Here is a 20,634-nt window from a genome sequence, read left to right as displayed (position 1 = left end):
CCAATGATTAATTCACCAGAATTATGGTTGACCCAGCTTGAGGATGAGCTACAGGGTAATATTCTTAGTTTTTGGATGAAACAGACGAAGGACGAAATCAATGGCGGTTTTGTTGGTGAAATCGACAATCAGCTGAACATTGCACCTGACGCGGAGAAAAGCCTTGTGCTTAATGCCCGCATTCTTTGGTCCTTTGCCAGCGCTTACCGGATCTACGGCAAGACAGAATATCTGGCCATGGCAGAACGTGCCTATGCCTATTTGATGGATCATTTCATCGATAAGGAGTATGGCGGATTATACTGGATGGTGAATGCTGAAGGCAAACCTTCTCAGGAGAAAAAACAGATCTATGGTCAAGCTTTTGCTATCTACGCATTGGCTGAATTCTACCACGCAACTGGACGGCCTGAGGTGTTAGATGAGGCTATTCAAATATTCCAGCTTGTTGAGAAATATGGCTATGATTCAACTTATAAAGGTTATCTTGAAGCTTTATCTCGGAAATGGCAAATCACCGATAACCTCAGTCTTAGCAGCAAGGACTTGAATGAGAAAAAATCAATGAACACGCATCTACACGTGTTGGAAGCGTATACCGGACTTTATCGAGTATGGAAGTCAGAGGAGTTGGCGAGTACGCTGGCTGAGCTAATCGAAACGATGCTGGACCATATCATTGATAACGAAGGCAAGCATTTTCATCTTTTCTTAGATGAGGCATGGAATGTAAAGTCAGATATTATCTCCTATGGACATGATATCGAAGGCAGCTGGCTGCTTGTGGAAGCCGCAGAAATACTTGGCGAAGAAAAGCTGCTACAGCGTGTTCGAACCGTCGCTATCTCCATGGCAGAAGCTGTTCTTGCAGAAGGTATAGATACCGATGGCGGGATATGGAATGAAGCTGATCCGAGCGGATTGCTAAGCAAAGATAAAGATTGGTGGCCGCAAGCGGAGGCGGTTGTTGGATTCTATAATGCTTATCAGCTGACCGGTGACAGCAAATTTAACGAGGCTGCCCAAGCCACCTGGACTTTTATCGATAAATATATGGTGGATCACAAACTAGGCGAATGGTACTGGGGCGTGGACGAGAACCATCTGCCCCTCCCTCACGCAACCAAGGTTAGTGCCTGGAAATGCCCTTATCATAACAGCAGAGCCTGCTTCGAAATGATCGCACGACTGAATTCAACCCTAAAGGAGACTGTATAATGTCATCGTTATTTCATGAACGCAAACAACAATTAACAGAACGTTATGAAGCGCTGATCACCCGTAAAAATGAAAAGCTTCCTTATGGAAACGGTATTTATGACCGTTATGCTTATCCACTGCTTACCGCCGAGCACGCTCCTCTAATCTGGCGTTACGACTTCAACCCTGACACTAATCCTTACTTCGCTGAAAGAATCGGCGTCAACGGCGTTTTCAACCCTGGTGCCATAGAACTTAACGGTAAGTTCTATCTTGTTGCCCGCATGGAAGGTAATGACCGTAAATCTTTTTTTGCTGTAGCTGAAAGTGACAATGGTGTGGATGGCTTCCGCTTCTGGGATCATCCAGTCGTGTTGCCTGAGACAGAAGTTCCGGACATCAACGTTTACGACATGCGCTTAGTAAGCCATGAAGATGGCTGGATCTATGGCCTCTTTTGTACAGAACGTAAAGATCCAGACGCTCCACACGGTGACCTTTCCAGCGCAGTAGCACAATGTGGTATTGTCCGTACAAAGGATCTGAAGATCTGGGAACGTCTGGCCGATCTTAAGACAGGTTCTGCTCAACAGCGCAATGTCGTGCTCCACCCTGAATTTGTGGATGGAAAATACGCCTTCTACACTCGCCCTCAGGATGGCTTTATTGATGCAGGATCCGGTGGCGGTATTGGCTGGGGACTCTCGGATACGATTGAGGATGCCGTGATTACAAGTGAGACAATCATGGATGAGCGCCACTACCATACCATCAAGGAAGTTAAGAATGGCCAAGGTCCAGCTCCAATCAAAACACCAAAAGGCTGGTTGCATATCGCACACGGTGTGCGAAACACTGCAGCTGGGCTTAGATACGTCCTCTATGCCTTTTTATCTGACCTGGAGGAGCCAAACAAAGTCACACATTCACCAGGCGGTCATTTCATCGCACCAGACGGTGAAGAACGTGTCGGTGATGTCTCCAACGTTGTATTCTGTAACGGTGTAATTGCACGCGATAACGGTGAGATCTATATCTACTACGCTTCCTCCGACACCCGCATCCATGTAGCAACAACTACGGTTGAACAAATGTTAGACTACGTACTGAACACACCAGAAGATCCACTCCGCTCTTATGCTTGTGTAGAGCAACGTATCGCCCTCATCGATCGTAATTTAGCGCTGTAAATAAGAGTTCAGAGTCCATAAAAATCAACAGAGCAGCGATTCTCCTTAATGGAGGGGGCGCTGCTCTGCATTTTTGATCATTCTGTGTCCCCTAGCACGTTACTGTGGGTATCTGATAGTGTTTACTGATGCTCTTTCGACTTGTAAATCTGTTCATGGATACTCCCTTATTGTTGATAAATATCCATACTTTTTAGCCGTTTAATGATTAATTCCTATAGATTAAGCTCAAAATAGCTCAGTAATCCCCTAACTCCAAGGAGGCTGAGATATAAATGTTCAAACGTATGGATGAGATCATGATCGAGATTCCTGAAGTTGAGAAGCCAGATCCCAATGCTGCTGCCGCTGTACAAGAACTGCTTGGCGGAAAGTTTGGAGAAATGTCGACCCTTAACAATTATCTCTATCAATCCTTTAATTTCCGTTCAAAAGACAAACTGAAACCCTTTTATGATTTGGTGATGAGTATAACAGCGGAAGAGCTAGGCCATGTGGAGCTAGTTTCGCATGCCATCAACAAATGCCTTCGAGGGTCAACAAGTTATAAAGAGCCAGATTCCACCCCTCTAGGTTCCGTAAAAGATGCGCGTTTATCCTATCACTTTCTGGCGGGGGCTCAAGGTGCTATGCCTTTTGATTCAACGGGGAATCCATGGACCGGAGCAAATGTATTTAATAGCGGCAACCTAGTGGAAGATCTGCTACATAACTTCTTCCTCGAATGTGGAGCCAGAACACATAAAATGAAAGTTTACGAAATGACGGACCATCCAGCTGCACGCGCTGTAGTCGGATTCCTCTTAGTGCGCGGTGGCGTCCATGTGGTCGCTTATGCCAAAGCCATCGAAATCGCAACAGGTGTTAATGTAACGAAACTCGTGCCGGTTCCTTCGTTAAATAACAAATCGTTTAGTGAAGCGAAGAAATATGAGGAGAAAGGTGTGCATACAAAGCTGTACACCTGGAGTGACAGTGACTTCGGCGCCATCGATCAGATTTGGAAGGGAACCCACCCAGAGGATAACCTCCCGCTTGAAGTTATTAAGGGAGCACCTAAAGGCTTCCCGATCCCCGTAGCTCCTGCAGTCGAAGAGGAGTTCGCCCCAGGAATCTCCCCCGAAGACTTTAAAGAAATTGCCAAACGCCTCAAAATGGCTGGAAATATTACAGAATAATATTTAACGTGAATCTGGTGAGGAATTTACGCAGCATCTTCCTCACCATAGGTTCACTTTTTTTAATTGTACAAAGCCCGATATTCATCCTCCAGCATAGACATCAGAATCATGTTATGAAATTCTCCGTCTACATAAAGAGCATCCCGCTCCACACCATCGTGCTTGAAACCAAGCTTCTCATAGACATGAATGGCTCTTGGATTAAAAGGATATACACCCAGATGGATACGATGCAGCTTCAAGGCTTCAAAGCCATATCGCAGCATTTGAGTCATAGCCTCAGTACCGTAACCCTTCCCTCTATGTTCATGACTACGAATCCCAATTCGAATATTTGCGCTACGGTTGTCCGGATCTATTTCGTTCAGAACCACTTCTCCAACAAGCTCATCCGTTTCCTTGACGATAATCATTAGATCCACACGATCCTCAGCTGGAACACTAATCTTTCGAATCCAAGCCGAAGTCTGCTCGCGAGAGATTTCCCCTTGCGACCCTGTTAGACGACCCATCTCATCATCAAGTAAAAATTTGTAATAGGCCTCCAGATCGGACTCTCCTACACCACGCAGATGAATATTTTCGCCTTCGATCTTTGGTATTGCAACTGCTTCTGACATAACTGAGTCCCCCTAACCAAAATTCCATGGCTTTCAATTATTTTTAATCGGCTAATTTCTATTCTCTCGGTATATCCACAGAATCACGATGCACTATGTCTGCTGCAATCAGAATCTTCTCCAATGGTGCAGAGGGATGCCCAATCCGACTTAGCAATTTCTCCACTGCCGCCCGACCCATCGCTTCTTTAGGGACATGTACAGTAGTAAGCGGCGGAATGCCTCTTGAGGCATCCTCAATATTATCAAAGCCCGTGACCGAGATATCCCCTGGAATATTAAGACCTTCTGCCTTCAGGATGTCACTGACCGTAAGTGCTGTTTTGTCATTGGCGCAGACCAAGGCGGTTGGGAGTGTCTTAGCTTTTTTCCGCTTCATCACCCAATTTTTAAAATCCTCTTGGAATACCTCTTCCTCCACCCCTTCTAAAAAGAGATTCGCATCATCTTCCAAAGGCAGTCTTATCCCACTCTCCTCCAGCGCACTCCGGAAGCCAATCCATCGATCCCGAAAACTGCGTGAAAATCCAATATTCCCGATAAAATGCATTTGTGTATGGCCTGTCCCCATCAAATGATTAGTAAGTCGAGCCATGGAATCCACATTGTTCGCGAATACAGTATCACTTGGAATTAATGGATCTTCATGGTCAATCAACACCATCGGCAGACCGATGCGATGTACCTCAAGTAGTAAAGAAGTGGAGATTTCGCCCACACCTACCAAACCAAGAATCCCGCTTGGGTTCAAGATATTCACGAAATTATCCGCACGATTCTCAGAGATGATCACCATTCCAAGTCCTTCTTGATCCAGCGCAAGGGCAATACCGTCCACAATTTTTCCCCAATACAAGGAATCCTGAGTTTGCGAGCGGATATTCGGCATTAATACAAGCACAGATTGCTTATTCCGATCACTCCCCCCTACCGGAGGAGTCCGTTTGACACCTTGGACAAAAGCATTTTTTTGCGTAAAATAGCCTAACTGCGAAGCCGCTTGAATCACTCGTTCTCTGGTCGTCTCATTAACGCCAGCTTTACCAGAAAGTGACTTGGAGACAACAAATTTGGATACACCGAGATGATCAGCTATTTTTTGCATGGTGACCTTTTTAGCCATATTAAACCCTCCAGAGATTGTAATAAAATTAATGTTAAACCAAAGTTAAGGCTGAGAAGTTACCTGTGTTGCTACCCGCGCTTCCGTCCATTTTGCATTTAATTCGTCAAAAGACTTTTGTAAATCAGGCGCAGCAAGTAACTCTTGAATATAATCTCCGGACCAAAAGGACAGCTTAGCTCCATTTGCCAGATCGATGAACGCATCACTTTGTACCGTGCCATAAACCAGCTTAGGTTCATAAGATAAAAATTCACGGTACTGCGGCATAAAAGGGTTCAGACTACCATCAGCAGGAAGGAATCCCCAATCATCTGAATACGAAGTCTCTTTTACAAAAAAATTCAACCAAGCCATAGCAAGCTCTTTATTCTTACTGTATTTGCTAACACCCACGAACCAGTCTGGATTGATCGGCGCATAGTGAGTACTGCTATTATCATAAGGAAATGGGAAGAATCCGATATCATCTGGTGAAGCCCCCACATCAAGCACTTGACCAACCGCCCAATTTCCAAGTAAATACATGCCAGCTTGACCTTTAGCGAGTCTAGTCTTAGAGATCTCCCAATTGTTCGAGAAGAGTTCATTCTCTACATAACCTTTAGCAATTAAGGTTCGAGCAATGGAAATGGATTTCCCCCACTCATTATCAAGCTGCCATGGACTATCCTCATTTACCATATTATTTAGATACTCAGGGTTGCCTGTCATATAATTGACCAGACTATTTCCCCATTCACGCAGTGGCCAGACGGCTCCATAATTCATATACAGCGGGATAATTCCAGCCTCTTTTAATTTAGCGCAAGCTTCGTAGAATTGATCCAGTGTCTGTGGAACCGCGGTAATTCCTGCTTTTTCGAAGGACCTTTTATTATAGACAATCCCTACCGTGGTAGTTCCCGTAGATAGCCCATATCGCTTTCCATCATAAGTAGCAAAAGAAGTGAAGCGCTCACTAGCCGAAGTTTCTTCATCCAACGGTTCGAAAAAATAATCCAGTTCCTTTGATGGAAGATTCACAGGAAGCAAAAGTACATCTCCGGCGTCCTTGGTGGACAGTCTTACCAGAATGTCCGTTGCGTAATTGGATAAACCTTCAAATTCAACATTCGCTTCGGGGTACTTTTGCTTAAATTGGTCTGCGTACCCTTGAAAGGTTCCATTCTCAATCAGATCTATTCGATTGGTCATCATGACTATGGTGCCGGATAAGTCAGACTTCACCTCGTTTCCAACTGGAGGCACTGTAGATTCCGTCTGTTTGGTGTTGTTCTCACAGCCACTAATCGATAACAAAATGAGAAGCAGCAGTATGGTACGCGTAGTCCAGTGTAATCTCATCCCCATCAACGGACAGCCTCCTCTTATTTCAGTCAGATAATCTAATCATTTCCGGTTCCAGCAACGGCAGTGACAAAATAACATCCGTCCCTTGTCCAAGCTCACTATATACCTCAATTCCAAAAGCCGCTCCATAATGAAGGCGCACTCGCTGCTGTATATTTTTCATACCAATGCCCCCATTGATACTTTTCTTAGGAGGACTTTCTTTCTGCAGCCCATCGTTCAATCTCTCCAAAGTGATCTTATCCATTCCACAGCCATCGTCCTTAATATGAAAGAACAGCATTTGCTCAGTCATCTCACAACGGATACTTAAATGCATTTGTGGTTTATTATCATCCAAGCCATGATAAGCAGCATTCTCTATGATCGGCTGGAAGACCAGCTTGATAATAGAGTAATTATCTAGCTCCTTCGGTACGTCGATCTCGAGTACGAAACGATTAGGGTAGCGACAGTTCAGCAGTTCAACATAATTGCGTACATATCCAAGCTCTTGCTTCATTGTCGTTTTGCCGCTCAAATCACTTGTACTATACCGTAGCAGTTTACCTAAAATTGAGATCATGTCCGCAGCTTCAATATCATCATTGAGCTCAGCGGTCATTCGGATCGACTCCAGCGTATTATAGATAAAATGAGGATTAATCTGACTCTGCAGTGCGTGAAGCTCCGCTTCCTTCTTCTGTTCTTCAATTCGGTAGATATCCTGAATTAACTGCCTGATCCGAGCCAACATTCGATTAAACTGATGCCCGAGCAGACCAATCTCGTCACGCCGTCTAACCCTAAACATCACATCTAGATCGCCGCCCTGAACCTTTTTCATCAGTTGAATCATCTGCGATAGTGATTTAGTGAGTGCAAAGGAAAGGATAATAGAGATAATTAACGCAAGTACAATGATACTTAATGTAGCAGCGAGCGTTGTATTACGGGTTACCTTCACATCCCGCATTAGCACATCTACAGGAATCGAAATAATGGCCTTCCAATTGGTCTTGTTAGAGCTTGAGTAAATATTTAGAAAATCTTTTCCGTTGACTGTATCATAGAAACTCCCGGATTTCCCATCGACCCTTTTGAATAGCTCTGAATCAGATACATCCGTGGCAAGAAGTTTTTTGTCACTGTCGTACACGACCATCCCCATCTCATCAACGATCAAAGATTTGCCATGCGTTACTTTATCCAGCTCCGTAACCCGATTCTCCAAATTGCTAATATTCGCTTCAACCGCGATCAGCCCAATCGGATTTAACAAACCATCCACGATTTTGCGAACAACGGTAAAAGCATATCGAGTGCTCTGCAAATTACTCGTAAATGATTGGGTACCAAACAAAAGGGCCTCTCCGCTGGAATCCTTCGTCTGCTGACTCCAGTACTTATAGCTTTGATCGAGGTCGAGCCGTACTCCACCATCCTTGGCAGAATAATAACCATTCCCATGCGCGTCAAAAATATAAACCGTGTTCGCGCCTCGCTTAATATTATTAATAAATGAAATGTTGCCTTCTATGCCCCGCTGAATGGACAACAGTAAATCAAAATCTCCGGGTAACAATGTAGCACTGCCTGATTCGCCACCCATGATCTCTTTCTGCTCATGATAGTGGTTCGAACGAATTAAATTTTGTTTAATATCGTTCACATAGGCTGGCATAGATGAAATACGCTTCATATCTTCGATATAATCATCTACTCCATCCATCATTTGATCGATTAACTTCTCAGAATAAGCAATGGTGTTGCCCTGAATAGATTCTGAATAACTCTTATAAGTAAACACACTAATGAAGGTAAGCGGAAGGGTAATAATTATTAAAAAGACGAGGAGCAGCTTGCGTTCCATACTCATGTCCCCGATAACGGACCACCAGCCAAAGATGCGTTTACCTTTCATACGGTCCTTCTCCTTAACCCTTTTTTACCTAACTTGTTATTATTATTTACCTAACAAAATTATTATACGGGGAAGTCCTTCTTTACACAATAACAAAACCGCTTCCTCATAACGAAGAAGCGGTTTTGTTATGTAAATCATAAAAAAATTAGTTAGGGACCCACTTATTTTATCGTGAATAATGACAGTTTGTCCTTTAACTGTCCTGAAGCACTTTCCAGCTTACCTGACAATGAAACGAGTTGATCACTTACACTTTGTTGTTCATTACTGAGTGAAGCCACTTCTTCGGAAGTCGCTGATGATTGCTCAGCTACAGCACTTACGTTACCCATGGCTTCCGACAACACAACCTGTGAATGATTCAAGCTACTGATCGCTGTTGTCACCGATTCCAGACTAGTAATGAACTCATCCATCTGTCCTTTTACGGATACAAAGATATCGCTCGTGCTCTTCACTGAGCTTATTTGCTCTTTAAAGAGAGGTGCCACTTCAGATAATACAGCTTCCGTTTCGTTCATTTCCGTTATGATCTTGTCGGTGATTCCGGCTACAAGAGCAATAGACTGCTTCGATTGGTCGGCAAGCTGTCTTACCTCACCTGCTACCACCATAAAGCCCTTGCCAGCTTCGCCTGCACGTGCGGCTTCTATCGTCGCATTCAATGATAAAATATTCGTCTGCTGTGTGATACTCTTCATCACATCCAGCACCTTAATCACTGAGAATACTGTTTCTTTCAAATTGTTAACACGTTCTACAAGCGCACCTGTCTTTTCCCCAGTACGGCTAGTTTGATCCAGTAAATCCGTTAATTGCTTGGCACCTTGAGCACTAGCTTCTCCAACCCCGCGTGCTGCCTCATCCATCTCACTATTGGCACTAATCACGGTCTGCATTTGCGTAGCTATCACATCTGTAAGCTCATTACCACGTTCAGCTTCAAGTGCCAGACTGCCTGCTCCTCCAGCAATTTCTTCCGTAGCGGCTGCTATTTCCTTCGCGGAAATAGCTGTCTTACGCGAAGCTTCTCCAAGCTCACCAGCGGTCTCTAGCACATCTCGTGCAGTTTCTCTCGTTTGCGATACAAGCTCAGTAATACGCTCCATCATCAAGTTAAAGGAGGCTGATAGTTGTCCAATCTCATCCTTAGACACATATTCTGTACGTACACTTAAATCTCCGCTTGCACCTTGAACCATAAGATCCTTCAATCGTGCCAGAGGGCGAGCAATCATACGAACCATCCAAATCCCAATAAATATCGCAAGCAATGCCGCACCGGCAGCCGTAATGAACGTCGTCAACAGAATCGGACGGGCTTCCTTCACTAGTTCTTCTGTAGGAACTACACCTGCGAGCTTCCAATCTGCCCGCATCATCGGATTAAAGACCGCCAGAATTTCTTTTCCGTTTGGATCTTTAGCTTCTAGGCTATTATTATTTTTCTTACTCTCTTTGATAAAAGAAAACTCCGATGACTTTCCATCGTCTAGCGGATTAGAAGAAGCCACTACTGTACCTTGCGGAGACACAAGTTGAATACGGGAGCCGTCTCCCAGCTTCACACTTGCGAAAGATTCTTCCAGCAGTGTATTCTTCAACACAAGCATAATCATGTATCCTTTATCTGCTCCCAGACTTTTAAGAGATCTTACCAAAGCAATATCTTTTTCTTCTGCTCCTTGAAGAGAGGTTGAAAACCAAATATTTTTAGAGTCGTTATTGTTAGCGTCTGAATAATAAGAATTATATTCTTTAGAATCGGCCACAATTTTCTTGAACCATTCTTGTTCTCGTAATCCATCAAAATAAATGCCACCACTGCCAGATGTAACAATTTCCTGTTCAAGTGACTCGGGAATCAATGCGACACTGAGAATATTAGAATCTGTTGTAGTCTGATTGGACAATTTCTTACTTATTGAGCTTGTTGCTTCAAATTTCTCGTAAGCAGTTTGTGCAGTAGCCATTGATCTAAGATCCGTTTGCAACTGCACATCAAAAAAGAGCTGCAATACCGTATTCTCATATTGCTTCAAGGTAATATCCAGCTTCTCAGCAGTCTGAACAATAGTCTGGCGGTAGGCTTCGGATACGTTATTCTTTATCGTTGTTTTTGCCTTCGAATAAGATATAAGTCCAAGTGACATAACTACGATTACAGTGGAACATAAGAATATTAGAAATAACTTCACACCGACGGATTGGATAGGATTAACTCTCTTGATTTGGCTTCCCCAACCCAACATCATTTTCTTAGCGTCTAACTTTGATGTCTTTCCTGTACCTACTTCATTGCTCTGTACATTTACGGATTTTTTATTGTTCTTCTTCATCTCTCTAACCTTCTCTCTTTATGCTTTTCACTAATACTATTTTGATCAGGATCCCCATCATGATCATCTACCCGCTAATATTAGAGGACATATGAAAGCGCTAACCATATTATATATCGGTTTATTAGGCCTTTTTTCTTAGCTTTACTATACTTTTTTTATAACTTTTAACCTATGTATTCTGAAACAAAAAAACTCCCTTCGTTCTACCCTCCTTTTGGATTTATTTGTTAGTTACTAATATATATATCTTATTGTTAGCTTTGTCAAAAGAAAAACAGGGATGCTCTTATAGAAAGAACATCCCTGTATCTTATTAAGATTTTCTCTTACGCATCATATCAAAGTATGCTACCGGCTGATCTACCTTCATGCGGACACGTTGCAGAGGATGACGAGCTGCGTCAAGCGGGTTGCCTGCTTCATCCCACAATTCCGCTACAGTCTGCTTAAAGAATGTATCATTGGGTCCGAAGAATTCAACTTCCTGCCCTGGCTTGAAGTGATTGCGTTGCTGAATGAGCGCCATTCCACTCTCAGCATCGTATTCTAGTACAAGTCCGGCAAAATCATAAGGAGCGGCTTTTTCTTCAGGCTCATAGATATGATCTTCATGATCCGGAGTATCATAGAAGAACCCTGTGTTAAGCGGACGATTCGCCGCTTTATTCAGCTCATCCAGCCACTCTTGCTTCAACTCGTACCCTTCCGGATCAGCCATGTAAGCATCAATAGCTTTACGATAAGCGTTAACTACAGTAGCTACATAGTGAATCGACTTCATTCGTCCCTCGATCTTGAAGCTGTCAATGCCTACTTCAATGAGTTCAGGGATACTTTCCAGCATGCACAAATCCTTAGATCCCATGGAGAAAGGATTATCTCCTTGCTGATGCAGTGGAATCTGAGTTACACCCGGAAGCAAAGGGGCCGGAGATTGTGCTACAGCTTGATCTTCTTCAGATACCCAAGCGCCTTCAGGACGCGCATCCTCGAACAAATCATATTTCCAGCGGCAAGACTGACAGCAGCCTCCGCGATTGGAGTCACGATCTGTAAAGTGATTGGATAATACACATCGACCGGAGTACGAAGAGCACATCGCACCATGAATAAAGCTCTCGATTTCAATGTCAACATGCTTCTTAATCTCAGCGATCTCTTCCAGGCTTGTCTCACGTCCGAGTACTACACGTGGCAGACCCTCTTCTTTCCAGAAGGATACCGCTTGCCAGTTCAGTGTAGACTGCTGAGTACTCAAATGTACCTCTAATCCAGGTACTAAACGGCGTGCTGTATCTACAATGACCGGATCAGCAACGATAATAGCCGCAATGCCAACTTCATATAAGTTACGCAGATATTCTTCAATCCCTGCGACATCTTCATTGTGAGCATAAATGTTCGTTGCAACAAATACCTTAGCGCCGTATTTCTTGGCGAATTCAACACCTTCACGCATTTCCTCAAAGCTGAAATTGTCTGCTCCTGAACGCAAACCGTATTTCTGCCCTCCGATATAAACAGCATCCGCACCATAGTGTACTGCGAATTTTAATTTCTCCAAATTACCGGCCGGAGCTAGGAGCTCCGGTTTGTCCAGACGGTAACGTTTGCCCTTGTATTGCGGCTTTGTCATGGTTCCCATTCCTGTTCTCCCCTCCATCGCCCCACAAAGTGATGTCTGTGCATGCTTACTGCACCTAGTCTTTGCGGGGAACTAAAAAACTTTCATTAAATTAAACTTAATATACTTGCTCTTTATAGAAAAATCCGAAGCTTAGCTCCCGTTCTGGATCCTGCAACGTTCTGATAGCTTCCATCCAATCCTCTTGGAAAGAATATGCTTCTGGATCAGCTACATAGAGATCAATAGCTTTGCGATAAGTCTTAACAACCGCCACATTATACGCTGTTGATTTCAACAATCCTTCAATCTTAAAACTCTGTACGCCTGCAGCCATAAGGATATGAAGATCCTCCAAAATACAAATATCTTCCGAGCTCATAATATGTGTACCGTTCTCGTCTTCATAGATTGGGAACTTTTGGTCATCTCGTTCTGCCTCGATCAAAAATAGACCACGTTCCTTACCAAGACTGCCGCCCTCGCTTGGACGTCCTTGATGTGACATATAGCTTTCTACAAGCTTACGCTTGGAATGGTATATATTAGTCATGCCGTGAACCTGAACCTGTGCCTCTACCTCTAAAAGCGGAACCATTTCCGTCATTTCATCCATATTCAGCTCACGGGCAAGAACGACGCGAGTAGCACCTTTACGCCCCCAATAATTCGCGGTTGCGTAATTGGTAGAGGTCATTTCCGCATTCCAATGCAGATTCATGCCCGGTGCTTCCTTCTTCACTGTGGTTAACACAGCAGGATCACCGAACTCAACACCGTCAACACCAAGTTCACCTATCGCCTTCACATAGGCAGGGAGCTCTTCGAGAAGAAGGTTGGACATGAGTCCACCTAGTCCAGCATATACTTTGCAGCCACGCGCATGTGCCATTTCTACAACAGCAGCTGTATCTTCCAGAGAGAAATGTCCGGCAAGACGCATGCCAAAACGGTCATCCCCGATGAGCAATGCATCTGCTCCGGCATCCAGCAAAGCAGCAGCTTCCTCTAAGGATGCTGCTGTCGCCAGCAATTCCGGTTTGTTAATCATGTTGTACCTCCTACTTGTACAGTTATTTCAACCGCACCACTCTTCATTTTAATATTTTATTTCGATTCTTGCTTACTTTTTTCGATATTGGCTAAATGTTCCTTGTAGGTCTTAGCAAACAAATGGCCCTGTGTACCATCTTTCTTAGTCACATAGAAGTAGTATTCAGATGCCTCAGGTTCAAGTGCCGCCTGAATGGAGGCCAGCCCCGGATTACTAATAGGTCCCGGAGGAAGCCCAATATTTCTATACGTATTATAAGGACTGTCAACTTCCAAATCTTTATATAACAGTCTTTCCTTCTGTTTGTCGAGCAAATATTGAACCGTAGCATCAATCTCCAGCTTCTGCTCTTTCTTTAAGCGGTTATAAATCACGCCAGCAACTAGTGGTCGTTCACTATCTACCACAACCTCACGCTCGACTAACGAGGCCACTGTCAACAGCTCATGAAGTGTCATTCCACGTGCTTCTAGCTTTTGCTTCCAATTCGGAATCGTGTCCAGTTTCTTCTGGAACTGATCCAATAATGCCTCTACAACTTCCTGCGGTGTACTATCCTTGGCTAGTTCATACGTTTCAGGGAACAAATACCCTTCAAGCCGATGACGAAGGTTCTTATTCTGTGGGATACCTAGAACATCAATTGCCTTCAAGCCCGCACCGGTATCCATTATTTCGAGAAAAATAGCAGCATCCTGATTCCAAGCCTCAGCAAGCTTCTTGGCAATCTGCTCAGTAGTATATCCTTCCGGAATCGTAAAAGTTACGGTCTCTTCCTTAACAACATCACCCGCATTTAGCCTCTCGATGAGCTCGTCATAGGTGTCTCCTGGACTAGCAACATAAGTACCAGCTTTGAAGCTGGAACCTTCTTTGGTCCATTTCAAATATCCCTTAAAAAAAAGACTGTTCCTAATAATGCCATTTTGTTCGAGCAGATCAGCAATTTCCGCGCTGCCCATGCCCTTCTCTATCGTAATTGTTACGGCAGGTCCTGCAGGTTCTACCGGCTGCATTCCGTTCCAAATGTACCAAGCGCCTCCGCCTCCTGCTGCTACCAGCAAAAGAATAACAATAAGCACAGTACGGATTGCGGATTTCAAGTCAGGTTCCTCACTTTCCGACTATAAAGTATAAAAGTGTACTACTTAAAATTCAATACATATTTCATGATCATGATTGTTGTATTAATTATATTGATCGTATTCCAAGCAAAAAGAGCGCGGAATTCTCCGCCCTCTTCCGTACTCATCATAAATGTAACGTACATGTTTAAAGTTTATTCTGCATCGTCCACTGGAAAAGTCATCTCATCATATAGCTCAGAGATGTCTTCCCACTCTTCATCGTCCACGATGTTCTCTAGTTCCGGAAGTCCGTTAGGAGAGACAACGATACGCAGAATTTCATATTCCACGTCTTTACCGGTGCCTTTCAGCACCGCATAGCCAATACCACCGACTTCAAATTCGGCGATAATATCGTAAATGGAAGACTTGCCCTGCTCATCTTCCAGTTCTACTGTTTCTCCATAGGCTTCCTTAAGCCGCGAAGTCCATACCGCTTGATCAGCGGATACATCAATCATTCTCAGATCCTCCGTCCAACTCGTCAACCAGTGTGTTGAAAGTCTCTTCGACAATCGCCCACTCCTCGTCATTATCGATCATGAACAATTGAAGATCGTCGCCTTCTTCCACATAACGGAACGCATAAACCTCATCGGTTTCCTCGTCCTCGGAATCAAGCGGAACCACCATCATGTACTTAGCGTCCGAGCCATCAACCTCAAACTTCATAATGACCTCGAATTCCTCTTCATTACCTTCCTCATCAGGAATATAGATAATTTCCGGTTCTTCCTCTTGGCCAATCTGTTCGTTTGTCATATCCTCGCACCCCTCACCTTTTACTGTTAGCATCCAAAAAATTTTGCAAAATCAGGGCTGCAGCCATTTTGTCCACAATCCCTTTGCGTTTCTTCCGGCTGACGTCCCCTTCAATCAGCACCCGCTCTGCGGATACCGTCGTCAGACGCTCATCCCAAAGGTGTACGGGCATTGCAAATTGCTCCCGTAGCTTGTCAGCGAACTCTATGCAGATTTCGCCCCGGGGTCCTACTGAGCCGTTCATATTCTTCGGTAGACCAACGACAATCTCTCCAATTTCGTGCTCCGTAACAAGTTCACGAATACGTTCGAACTCATTACCAGTACCGCGGCGCTCAATCGTTTCAAGAGCTTGTGCCGTCCATCCAAAAACATCGCTTGTGGCTACACCGATTCTACGGTCGCCGTAATCCAATCCTAACTTCTTCATCATCTGGGATTATCCACCTTGTGATTGACGAGGTAGAATCTAACCAGCTCTTCAATCAGCTCATCACGTTCTTTTCTCCGGACCAAACTTCTCGCATTGTTATGACGCGGAATGTAAGCTGGGTCTCCGGAAAGTAGATACCCTACGATCTGATTGATCGGATGATACTCTTTCTCCACCAGTGCATCGTATACAGCGAGCAATATTTCCTGGGGAGAAGCTTCCTTTTCGTCGCCCTTCACATTGAATTTGACCGTTTTGTCCATGGAGTCCATTTGTGACACCTTCCTTCTGCAAAATCACCCTAAAAGGGCGGCTTCGCAAAGTTGCTACTGTGCAGCTCACTTGCTTCCTTTATCATAACATATTCATAGCCCAACGAGGAAATCCTGCGCGTGGAATAACGCTTTTTTTGGCATTTCCTCTACAAAAATAATGATATTTTTGGCTTTTAAGCTATTGTCAAGCACAACTATTCATGAAAATCTAACCACCTGTTAATAAAGAGTAGCGGTACTGATGTCAAACTCTCAGTACCGCTATGTTTTTTCGTAATACGTTTAAAATAAGAAATAGTTTCGTAATTTTTATTTATGCTAGGGAAGCGACTAATTCTTCTGCTTTAGCCAGTGCCTCGCCAAGCTTGGAGGCATCTTTACCACCAGCTTGTGCCATATCTGGACGTCCGCCACCGCCGCCACCGCATACTGCTGCGACTTCTTTAACGATCTTACCAGCGTGGAAGCCCTTCTTCACCAGATCCTGTGGTACAGCTACAACAAAGTTCACCTTGTCGTCCATGGCAGCACCCAGAACAAGTACAGCATCCGGGAGCTTGGATTTCAATTCATCTGCAGTAGAACGCAGAGCGTCCATATTTCCTGCTTGAACAGCAACAGCAAGAAGCTGTGTACCTGCACCAACCGTCTTCACACTGCTTGTTAGTTCAGCGGCAAATGTTGCGCTCAGCTTAGATTGCAAGGATTCATTCTCACGCGAAAGCTCACGCACTTGGTTATGCAATGCTTCAATCCGTTTTGGAACGTCGTTCAGAGAAGACTTCAGTAGACCCGCAGATTGCTTGAGCAGATCCAGTTGGCTCTCAGTGAACTGATAAGCGTAACGTCCAGTCACCGCTTCGATACGGCGCACTCCGGAACCAATACCACTTTCACTAAGCAGCTTGAAAATTCCAATTTGAGACGTGTTGGATACATGGCATCCACCACAAAGCTCAAGGCTGTAATCGCCGACTTGAACGACACGGACAATATTGCCATATTTTTCACCAAATAATGCCATGGCGCCCATAGCCTTAGCTTCGTCAATTGGCTTGTTCTCAATGACTACATCAAGGCCACGCCAAATTTGTGCATTCACACGATGCTCGATGTCGCTTAGTTCTTCCGGTGTAATCGCTCCGAAGTGGGAGAAGTCAAACCGTAAACGTGCACCTTCTACTAAAGATCCTGCTTGGTTGACATGACCGCCAAGAACCTCTTTGAGCGCTTTATGCAGTAGATGAGTAGCTGTATGGTTCTTCACGATATCTTCACGCTGTGCACGATCCACTTCAGCGCGAACCGATTCGCCTACTTTCAATTCTCCAGCTTCCACAGTTACCAAATGTACATGTTGACCATGTGGAGCCTTGAACAATCCTTTTACCTTAGCTGTAACTGAACCGCCAGTAAGCAGACCTGTGTCACTTACTTGTCCACCACTTTCAGCGTAGAACGGTGTTGCTTCAAGAATTACTTGGCACTCTACGCCTTCGCCAGCGGTATCGACCAATTCATCACCCACAACAATAGCCATGATTTTCGACTCTGTTACCGAGTCATTATATCCAACAAATTCACTTTTAACCGTCAGATCCGCTAATGCGCCACCTTGGATCTTCATGCTGCCACCGTCATGACGTGCAGCTCTTGCACGATCACGCTGTTCTTGCATAGCGACATCGAAGCCTTCACGGTCTACAGTTAATCCTTGCTCTGCTGCGAAATCTTCAGTCAGGTCAAATGGGAATCCGTAAGTGTCATATAGCTTAAATGCATCAGCTCCAGCAATCGTGCTGTGCCCATCTGCTTTTGCTTTAGCGCTGATCTCACCCAAGATAGCCAATCCATCAGACAATGTCTCATGGAAACGTTCTTCTTCTGTACGGATAATCTTGGCGATATATTCCCGATTCTCGACAACGGATGGATAATACACACCCATAATCTCACCAACGGTTTCCGTCAACTCATGCAGGAACGGACGATCCAGACCCAGGGTCTTTCCGTAACGAACAGCACGGCGTAGCAAACGGCGGATAATATAACCACGACCTTCATTAGAAGGAAGTACTCCATCCCCTACGGCAAAAGTAACGGTACGCACATGGTCAGCGATAACTTTAAGCGCGATATCCTGCTCAACATTATCTTTATATGTTACACCAGCAAGCTCAGCTGTTTTTTGAATAATCGGTTGGAACAAATCGGTATCGAAGTTGGAATCTACATCTTGAAGAATGGATGCAAAACGCTCCAGTCCAGCACCGGTATCAATGTTCTTGTTCGGAAGCGGCGTATAGCTGCCATCCTTGTTATGGTTGAATTGTGAGAACACAAGGTTCCATACTTCGAGCCAACGTTCGTTTTCTCCACCCGGATACATTTCTGGATCGCTCATGTCGCTACCATAAGCTTCGCCGCGGTCATAAAAGATTTCCGAACAAGGACCACAAGGGCCTTCGCCGATATCCCAGAAGTTCTCATCTCCCAGCTTAATGATGCGTTCTGCTGGCAAGCCCACTTTTTCATTCCACAGCTTGAATGCCTCTTCATCCTCAGCATACACAGTTACGGAGATACGTTCTGGATCGAAGCCGATCCACTCCTTGCCAGTCAAGAATTCCCAAGCCCATGTGATAGCTTCTTCTTTGAAATAATCGCCGATAGAGAAGTTACCTAACATTTCGAAGAATGTATGGTGACGGCGTGTCTTCCCTACATTCTCGATATCATTGGTACGAATACATTTCTGCGAGTTCGTCAGGCGCGGATTCTCAGGAATCTCACGGCCATCGAAGTATGCTTTCAGCGGTGCCATACCTGCGTTGATCCACAACAGCGAAGGATCGTTATGCGGTACGAGAGATGCACTAGGTTCAATCTTGTGACCTTTACTTTCAAAAAACTTAAGCCATTTGGAACGAATTTCACTTGCTTTCATTGTTTACAGCTCCCGTCTCATCTTTTTAATTCGGCTCATGCGCCAGATTGTACAAATTTTTTAAAAAATAAAAACAAAAAAACGCCCCTGAATAATTCAGGGACGATTAATATCGCGGTACCACCCTGGTTATCGCCTTGACCCAATTTACGGGAAAGTTAAAGGGCGATCGCCTTGTCGCGGCTGATAACGGGTGCCCCCGGTGAGTTTGTGATCTCACACTCCGAAATTAGCTTTCCACCGGCCTGTCTTCAAGGTTCTCACAGCCATTACGAAATGCTTTCGTAAAGGAACCTGTTCTCTGATCAAGCCATCCTCCGGCGTACTTCATTTTCATCAACGTTTTATCCGATTTACATTTTAACATTTCAAGTATAGCCAGTGCCCCTTCATCTGTCAATCTGAGGAGGAGTTAAGGATAACGTGAGAATATATGATTTTTGTAATGGTGAACTCGGGCACTTAAAGAATATAGTAAATCTCAGATAGTATTTGGAAAATTATGTATTATAAATAATACTCTAGAATACGCAATGCTCGGGTAAAACCTAAGGAGGATTACAAATCATGCTGCGCAATAAAGTAACTGAGGAGCTATCGATTGTTAAAGTTAAGCCTACATCAATACGCTTTATCGTCAGTCTCATTTTTATTCATATTCTCTTCACTCTAACGGTTAACCTTGTCCTTTTTGCAAATGGAACTTTAAGCGTTATTGCCGAAAGCACAAACGGATGGATCAACGAAACGTTAGCTGCAAATCTGTTCGGTCTTGTGTTAGAAGTGGTTATTTTCTTATGTACAATAGCTAAATTATCGCTGAGGGATTTGGGGTTAAAAAGGAATACATTATTAGCAGGACTTATCGGCACTTTTCTATTTTGGCTCGCAATTAACATTGTTGATTTAGGTATGACATTACTGACTCACTCAAGTTTAACATTCAATAATGATATTTTCACGAATTCGAACGTCGTCTTTGGTGAATTCCTGGGTCAGATTTTCGGAAATGCTTTACTGGAAGAAGTTTTGTTTCGGGGCTTTCTGCTAGTTCAAATCTATCTCTTATTAAAAAAAGTCAATAACCATACTTCACGCATCGGTTGTGCAATGCTTATCTCACAATCCATCTTTGCCGCTATACATATCCCAAATCGGATCTATTCAGGATTAGTCGGAATGGATTTTGTTTATGATTTTATCGTACTAGTAATTCTAGGGGTCATATTCTCATTACTCTATGTCTTAACCAAGAATCTATTTTTCGTGATTGGCGTCCATTCCTTAATGAATGTTCAGATTATGTTTTGGAATAGTAGTTTTACTCATACAGCAACTTTAATCTGTTTGTTGTTACTGACTTGTCTTTTAATTTGTTTCAAAAGGAAGGAATTCCGAGCACAGAAATCAGAGGGGGCAGTGCCAAGCTGAATAAATGGAATCGGAGAATTTTCTAGAATCGCGACTGACCCAATTGTAAACATAATCAGCTAAAGC

At 44.0% G+C, this 20,634-nt stretch carries 17 protein-coding genes; 4 read left to right on the top strand and 13 right to left on the bottom strand.

What is annotated here, in order from left to right:
- Positions 1–3 precede the first annotated feature (3 nt).
- From MKY99_RS07840 to MKY99_RS07830, 3 genes are all read left to right on the top strand, one after another.
- Positions 4–1,218 carry an AGE family epimerase/isomerase gene (locus MKY99_RS07840; protein WP_339271545.1) on the top strand — a complete coding sequence of 405 codons (1,215 nt, stop codon included), beginning with the start codon at positions 4–6 and terminating at the stop codon, positions 1,216–1,218.
- Positions 1,218–2,390 carry a glycosidase gene (locus MKY99_RS07835; protein WP_339269740.1) on the top strand — a complete coding sequence of 391 codons (1,173 nt, stop codon included), beginning with the start codon at positions 1,218–1,220 and terminating at the stop codon, positions 2,388–2,390. The genes MKY99_RS07840 and MKY99_RS07835 overlap by 1 nt, the downstream gene beginning before the upstream one ends.
- A gap of 275 nt (positions 2,391–2,665) precedes the next feature.
- Positions 2,666–3,568: a manganese catalase family protein gene (locus MKY99_RS07830; RefSeq protein WP_076284263.1), complete on the top strand. Its 903-nt coding sequence runs from the start codon at positions 2,666–2,668 to the stop codon at positions 3,566–3,568.
- Between the two features lie 62 nt (positions 3,569–3,630).
- On the opposite strand, the gene MKY99_RS07825 is transcribed toward MKY99_RS07830, so the two are convergent.
- From MKY99_RS07825 to alaS, 13 genes are all read right to left on the bottom strand, one after another.
- Positions 3,631–4,191, bottom strand: coding sequence for a GNAT family protein (locus MKY99_RS07825; protein ID WP_339269738.1), 561 nt, complete (start codon positions 4,189–4,191; stop codon positions 3,631–3,633).
- A 58-nt stretch (positions 4,192–4,249) separates the two neighbouring features.
- A complete protein-coding gene (locus tag MKY99_RS07820; RefSeq protein ID WP_339269736.1) occupies positions 4,250–5,314 on the bottom strand; it encodes a LacI family DNA-binding transcriptional regulator in 1,065 nt (354 codons plus the stop codon).
- A gap of 45 nt (positions 5,315–5,359) precedes the next feature.
- The gene (locus tag MKY99_RS07815; RefSeq protein ID WP_081382962.1) at positions 5,360–6,667 is read right to left on the bottom strand and encodes an ABC transporter substrate-binding protein; all 1,308 of its coding nucleotides are present in this window, start codon (positions 6,665–6,667) and stop codon (positions 5,360–5,362) included.
- A 22-nt stretch (positions 6,668–6,689) separates the two neighbouring features.
- Positions 6,690–8,570 carry a sensor histidine kinase gene (locus MKY99_RS07810; protein ID WP_339269733.1) on the bottom strand — a complete coding sequence of 627 codons (1,881 nt, stop codon included), beginning with the start codon at positions 8,568–8,570 and terminating at the stop codon, positions 6,690–6,692.
- Positions 8,571–8,734: 164 nt separating this feature from the next.
- On the bottom strand, positions 8,735–10,912 hold the full coding sequence (locus tag MKY99_RS07805; RefSeq protein WP_076284267.1) for a methyl-accepting chemotaxis protein: 2,178 nt from the start codon (positions 10,910–10,912) through the stop codon (positions 8,735–8,737).
- 316 nt (positions 10,913–11,228) lie between these two features.
- Positions 11,229–12,560, bottom strand: coding sequence for a U32 family peptidase (locus MKY99_RS07800; RefSeq protein ID WP_339269731.1), 1,332 nt, complete (start codon positions 12,558–12,560; stop codon positions 11,229–11,231).
- A 97-nt stretch (positions 12,561–12,657) separates the two neighbouring features.
- Positions 12,658–13,590 (bottom strand): peptidase U32 family protein, encoded by a 933-nt coding sequence (locus tag MKY99_RS07795; RefSeq protein ID WP_339269729.1) that lies wholly within the window; start codon positions 13,588–13,590, stop codon positions 12,658–12,660.
- Between the two features lie 56 nt (positions 13,591–13,646).
- Positions 13,647–14,696, bottom strand: coding sequence for an endolytic transglycosylase MltG (mltG, locus tag MKY99_RS07790; RefSeq protein ID WP_339269727.1), 1,050 nt, complete (start codon positions 14,694–14,696; stop codon positions 13,647–13,649).
- A gap of 176 nt (positions 14,697–14,872) precedes the next feature.
- Positions 14,873–15,181: a DUF1292 domain-containing protein gene (locus tag MKY99_RS07785; RefSeq protein ID WP_339269725.1), complete on the bottom strand. Its 309-nt coding sequence runs from the start codon at positions 15,179–15,181 to the stop codon at positions 14,873–14,875.
- Positions 15,174–15,482, bottom strand: coding sequence for a DUF1292 domain-containing protein (locus MKY99_RS07780; protein WP_038569507.1), 309 nt, complete (start codon positions 15,480–15,482; stop codon positions 15,174–15,176). Before MKY99_RS07780 ends, MKY99_RS07785 begins: the two co-directional genes overlap by 8 nt.
- 13 nt (positions 15,483–15,495) lie before the next feature.
- Positions 15,496–15,912: a Holliday junction resolvase RuvX gene (ruvX, locus tag MKY99_RS07775; protein ID WP_042193474.1), complete on the bottom strand. Its 417-nt coding sequence runs from the start codon at positions 15,910–15,912 to the stop codon at positions 15,496–15,498.
- Positions 15,912–16,187, bottom strand: a complete 276-nt coding sequence (locus MKY99_RS07770; RefSeq protein ID WP_042125473.1) for an IreB family regulatory phosphoprotein — start codon at positions 16,185–16,187, stop codon at positions 15,912–15,914. The genes ruvX and MKY99_RS07770 overlap by 1 nt, the downstream gene beginning before the upstream one ends.
- Before the next feature lie 316 nt (positions 16,188–16,503).
- Positions 16,504–19,137 (bottom strand): alanine--tRNA ligase, encoded by a 2,634-nt coding sequence (gene alaS / locus MKY99_RS07765; RefSeq protein WP_076300047.1) that lies wholly within the window; start codon positions 19,135–19,137, stop codon positions 16,504–16,506.
- Between the two features lie 567 nt (positions 19,138–19,704).
- Between alaS and MKY99_RS07760 the strand changes: the two genes are divergently transcribed.
- Entirely contained in the window at positions 19,705–20,568 is an 864-nt protein-coding gene (locus MKY99_RS07760; protein ID WP_339269723.1) for a type II CAAX endopeptidase family protein, read from the top strand.
- Positions 20,569–20,634 lie beyond the last annotated feature (66 nt).

Origin of the sequence: Paenibacillus sp. FSL R5-0470 (assembly GCF_037975205.1) — a bacterium.
GTDB lineage: Bacteria > Bacillota > Bacilli > Paenibacillales > Paenibacillaceae > Paenibacillus_AQ.
The sequence above is the reverse complement of the archived record's forward strand: the minus strand, read 5'-3'. Positions and strand labels throughout refer to the sequence as shown.

What these genes read in the sequence shown, in the direction of transcription:
- MKY99_RS07780 (WP_038569507.1), bottom strand. Translation starts at nt 15,482, where the DNA reads ATGACAAACGAACAGATTGGCCAAGAGGAAGAACCGGAAATTATCTAT.
- MKY99_RS07805 (WP_076284267.1), bottom strand. Translation starts at nt 10,912, where the DNA reads ATGAAGAAGAACAATAAAAAATCCGTAAATGTACAGAGCAATGAAGTA.
- ruvX (WP_042193474.1), bottom strand. Translation starts at nt 15,912, where the DNA reads ATGAAGAAGTTAGGATTGGATTACGGCGACCGTAGAATCGGTGTAGCC.
- MKY99_RS07785 (WP_339269725.1), bottom strand. Translation starts at nt 15,181, where the DNA reads ATGATTGATGTATCCGCTGATCAAGCGGTATGGACTTCGCGGCTTAAG.
- MKY99_RS07770 (WP_042125473.1), bottom strand. Translation starts at nt 16,187, where the DNA reads ATGGACTCCATGGACAAAACGGTCAAATTCAATGTGAAGGGCGACGAA.
- MKY99_RS07760 (WP_339269723.1), top strand. Translation starts at nt 19,705, where the DNA reads ATGCTGCGCAATAAAGTAACTGAGGAGCTATCGATTGTTAAAGTTAAG.
- MKY99_RS07820 (WP_339269736.1), bottom strand. Translation starts at nt 5,314, where the DNA reads ATGGCTAAAAAGGTCACCATGCAAAAAATAGCTGATCATCTCGGTGTA.
- MKY99_RS07795 (WP_339269729.1), bottom strand. Translation starts at nt 13,590, where the DNA reads ATGATTAACAAACCGGAATTGCTGGCGACAGCAGCATCCTTAGAGGAA.
- MKY99_RS07825 (WP_339269738.1), bottom strand. Translation starts at nt 4,191, where the DNA reads ATGTCAGAAGCAGTTGCAATACCAAAGATCGAAGGCGAAAATATTCAT.
- MKY99_RS07840 (WP_339271545.1), top strand. Translation starts at nt 4, where the DNA reads ATGATTAATTCACCAGAATTATGGTTGACCCAGCTTGAGGATGAGCTA.
- alaS (WP_076300047.1), bottom strand. Translation starts at nt 19,137, where the DNA reads ATGAAAGCAAGTGAAATTCGTTCCAAATGGCTTAAGTTTTTTGAAAGT.
- MKY99_RS07815 (WP_081382962.1), bottom strand. Translation starts at nt 6,667, where the DNA reads ATGGGGATGAGATTACACTGGACTACGCGTACCATACTGCTGCTTCTC.
- MKY99_RS07835 (WP_339269740.1), top strand. Translation starts at nt 1,218, where the DNA reads ATGTCATCGTTATTTCATGAACGCAAACAACAATTAACAGAACGTTAT.
- MKY99_RS07810 (WP_339269733.1), bottom strand. Translation starts at nt 8,570, where the DNA reads ATGAAAGGTAAACGCATCTTTGGCTGGTGGTCCGTTATCGGGGACATG.
- MKY99_RS07830 (WP_076284263.1), top strand. Translation starts at nt 2,666, where the DNA reads ATGTTCAAACGTATGGATGAGATCATGATCGAGATTCCTGAAGTTGAG.
- MKY99_RS07800 (WP_339269731.1), bottom strand. Translation starts at nt 12,560, where the DNA reads ATGGGAACCATGACAAAGCCGCAATACAAGGGCAAACGTTACCGTCTG.